2 protein-coding genes are annotated in these 3,793 nt (G+C 57.9%); one reads left to right on the top strand and one right to left on the bottom strand.

Features of this window, described 5'->3' with window-relative positions:
* The first annotated feature begins 540 nt into the window (after window positions 1-540).
* A complete protein-coding gene (locus H8B02_RS45985) occupies window positions 541-771 on the top strand; it encodes a DUF3606 domain-containing protein (protein WP_229172323.1) in 231 nt (76 codons plus the stop codon).
* A 1,699-nt stretch (window positions 772-2,470) separates the two neighbouring features.
* On the opposite strand, the gene H8B02_RS45980 is transcribed toward H8B02_RS45985, so the two are convergent.
* Window positions 2,471-2,674: a hypothetical protein gene (locus H8B02_RS45980; protein WP_229172322.1), complete on the bottom strand. Its 204-nt coding sequence runs from the start codon at window positions 2,672-2,674 to the stop codon at window positions 2,471-2,473.
* Between the last annotated feature and the right edge of the window lie 1,119 nt (window positions 2,675-3,793).

Below are 3,793 nucleotides of genomic sequence, written 5' to 3'. Positions count from 1 at the left end.
ACCCAAAGCAGACTAATCACGCAGGTTCAGCCGGTTGAGCCTCAGTTGGCGCCCGGCGACTAGTAAAGCCAGCAAGCCTACCAGTGGTGTCAAACCCGGCGCGATCGCGGGCCAGTTCTTGATCCATTCAGGACCTAGAATATCAGATGCCATCCGTATCTCTGAATTAGAGCAGCCAACACGGTCGTCGCTATAGCTATCATGGCATTTTCAAAGAATGACCGGCTCCGCGTCGGCGCGGTCGATAGCATGCCCGTGGCGCTCGCATTCGCGCACAGCGTGATGCTCGATCAGAGTGCCGAGAGCCCAACCCTTCAGGCTACGATAGGCCGGACGTTTGGCCTGCAGAGGCAGGCGACGTTGTGCATTTGCTTTTCATGGTGTGTCTCGAATCAATCGATGCCGCCAGTTATAGCATCTGGGTCAATCGTCCCTTCGCCGAGCCGAGGGTTATGCCCGCTATGCAGGTTAGGAACCAAGGCCGGTGAGTCGCTGTTCCCGGATTTGCCGCAACGAATGCGGCGGGTGAGGGAGGCAAGAATGGCAAAGAAAGCGAAGAAGCAGACTGCGCGGGGGCGCAAGCAGGATCGGGCCCGGGTTGCGGGCGGCCAGGACTACGAGGTGAGCTATGAGGCGAAGAAGACCGGGAGGTCTGCCGCCTCTGTGAAGAAGGCGGTCAAGAAGGTCGGCAATAGCCGGAATCAAGTTGAGAAGCGCCTCGGATCAGTAATCAAAAAGTCTCTAGGCACGACGCGGTCGAGGTCACGTTAACCTGTGCGCGCGAGGAAGCCGGCCATAGGGTGTCCCACTGGCATCGAAGCCGCCTTGTGGATCATTCCGGGGTCGAGAAATTAGCGAAAGCAAATGCGTCATCGACGATGGACACCTGAAGAAATCGAAAAGCTGAAAGCTATGATAGCTGCCCGAGCGAGTGCAAACCGCATCGCTGTAGCGCTGAAGCGACCGCTTAACGCCATTCGCGATCGTGCCCGCGACCTTGGTGTACGCCTCCCGACAATGACCGAAGAGCGGAAACGAGTGAGGATCTTGCTCAATAAGAACGATCCTCGCCATCGCTAGAATTCCGGTACTGGCCGAAATAGGCCATTCATCAAACCCAAACGGGCCACTCAATAAAAACCCCCGTCCGAGGGGCTAGCAGCCGGACGGGGGCGATGGTCGGAGAAAGTCCCTAACCAATAGGGCGCGGTCCGATGGCGTGTCACCGAGCACCAACCAGAGCGTAACAGGCGATCCGATGGCGGGAAGAGAATTCGACCATGCATCGCACTCGCCGATGCGAAATAGGCCACTCAATAGGAACGATCACGAGCACTGAAACTCTAATTGGCGTGCTTCAGTGCACCAGCCTGATCCCTCATGGGATGGCGGCCCCCAACTCTCCTAGGCTGGGGCTCTTAGGCTCACTGGAACGATGCCGTGTCGGGAAAATTATGCAACTAATGGCGCGGAAACCCCCGCATTGCCCCATGCGCCGCGCCTTCATAGTCCCAGCGCTCCAGCGCTGGGACTTATTGTTTTTAACGGTGCCACGGTTGACGCCGGTCAGGCGATCAGCGGTGCGGATGCTGACGCATGAGGCGCTTACCTCATTATCAGCATGGCAAAGCTTGCGACGAGAACGCAGGTGCTCAGTGCTAGTGCTGTAAGTGATTGGGCTCTCAGCCGGTCAAGTTTGTGTTCCATGGGCTGGCCCATCTGCCTCGTTGCAGTGGGGGCTTAAGTTACAGAGTGAGCACTTGTTCCTCGCGGATGACCGAATCCCAGAAGAGCATGGAACGTTTTCCAGCCATAGCCGGTGGGTGCACCGATCCTGCCAAGTCTCGTGGCCCCCACCGAGCCAAAGTCCCAGCGCGGCCCCGCCGGTGGCTCTGGGATTCTTCGTTAGGGCTCTGAAAACGACAGGCATGAAGGCGCGTTTTACTGTGAAGGCCAGCCGTCTGGTCCTTGTCCGGATAGGCAAACCGGCCCCAGCATCGGCCATTGGCCCCCAGACGTGCTGGGGCCGTTTTAATTCACAGGAACGGACATTCGTGATCGTGGTTTATCGAAAGTTCGTGCTGTCCTGACGCAGCGTCGAACGTCCCGCAAACGGCCTCAGCGTATCCACTCTCGCTGAGGCCGTTCTCATTTCGGGAACAAGTGGCAATTTGCGGCGTTGCAACGGCGGTCGGGTTGAGGAGTGGGACGACCATCGGCCTCAGTGCTCTCCCCGGGGCGCTGGGGCCGATCTTTGAGGGGCAACTGTCGTAGCGTCGGGGGCAGATCTCTATGAGTTACATTCTAGACTCGAAAACATCTGCAAAAGACCTGCGAGTGAGACGAACGGGTGCAGGCACCCGATCTGGCTAATGAAGATAGGTCATTCCTCCCGCCACGGCCGCGACGACGAAAGCCAAAGCGGCGGCGGCGATAATCCAAGGCATGTCTTTGCGCTCTCGCGGAGTCATCAAATAATGCCTTCTAGGGGTGTAGAAGCGAAAGGAGGCGTTGGCGGTTCTGCTCTCTGTCGAGCTGATTTTTGCGCGAGTTCGGCTGCAACCTTGGTGACATTTTCATTCAGCCGCTTCGATTCGATCAGCCGCGCCTCAAGCTCAGCGAGCCGCCTTTCACCATCGACCACGTCGAGTTCAATCTGCCTCAGCTCGTCCATGATCGCGTCTTTGTACATCCTTGTCCATTGCACCTGTGCGGTTACAGCCGTGTGAGCGTAACCTCTTACAAGAGCTAGTCGTTCCTAAAACTCAACCTTGCTCTGTAGGATTCTTAGGAAGGTGATGGTGGGAATAAGTGGCAATCGGAGCGGCAGGATGAAAAGGGGGTTTAGTCTATGTCCGGCGTTGAAGCTATCGGCGCCGGCTCGAGGGCCCGCTCAGCTCATCGGCGAGGAAGGCGCGCGGCCGCGAGGTGCACTTGCACCTTCGTCGAGCCGCTGGGCACCGCTCCAGGCGCTCTGGAACGCTCCGGACGCCGATGAATTTTCCCGTGATGAGTGCGGACGATTATCTCGAGTGGGCTGAACACTACCGTTCGGCCAAAGAGACCGCCGACGACACGTTCACTCGCCGATGAGGTGAAGCGGGCCATGAATGGGTCTAGATCGAAAGACTGTGGAACCTCTAGCTTACACAAAAATTACATTCCCGTTCCGCAGGAACCTAGCTGGGAGGGGAATGCATGGGTCAAGTACGCCGACGCGTCAAGCAAACCTCTTCGCTTGAAGAGCGCCTTATCGAGCGAGCCAAAGAGCTACGCGATCAGGCCGCGAGGCTAGCCCCAGGTATCGAGAAGGAAGCGCTCTTGAAGCTGGCGCGGCAAGCTGAGGCTGGTGCAAGCATGACTGAATGGCTGCGCGGTCCAAGACTACAGTCTTCGACATGAACCGATCCGCGGAGCCCAGCAACGCTCTAAAGTTGGCGGCTGGAGTGTCTATTTTGCTCACCCTATTGCTCTTGGGTTTTTTCTTTATCGCGTTCTAGTGTAAGGGCGCGCGCCAAAGGTGATCCCTTTCCACTCGCCCCCAACCGGGTGCAGGGGGCTGCTTTCCATTCAACCTCGGAGTTCTCCGGATACGCCCATAAAGAACTCTTTAAAGCCGCCCTGCGATCCTCGGTATCGATGGATCAAGCCCGCCATGGGAATGGCTCATGCTCGCGCTTCGGCGCGGATACGCTCGACTGGCGGGCTGGATGGTGCGCGACAACAGAACGGTGGAGGCAAGCCGATTGCCGGAGCCAACGCGGGCCGAAGCGCCAGCTGGAATGCGGATTCC

This window comes from Bradyrhizobium altum (assembly GCF_020889705.1).
In the GTDB taxonomy this organism is placed as follows: domain Bacteria; phylum Pseudomonadota; class Alphaproteobacteria; order Rhizobiales; family Xanthobacteraceae; genus Bradyrhizobium; species Bradyrhizobium altum.
The sequence above is the reverse complement of the archived record's forward strand: the minus strand, read 5'-3'. Positions and strand labels throughout refer to the sequence as shown.

What these genes read in the sequence shown, in the direction of transcription:
- H8B02_RS45985 (WP_229172323.1), top strand. Translation starts at nt 541, where the DNA reads ATGGCAAAGAAAGCGAAGAAGCAGACTGCGCGGGGGCGCAAGCAGGAT.
- H8B02_RS45980 (WP_229172322.1), bottom strand. Translation starts at nt 2,674, where the DNA reads ATGGACGAGCTGAGGCAGATTGAACTCGACGTGGTCGATGGTGAAAGG.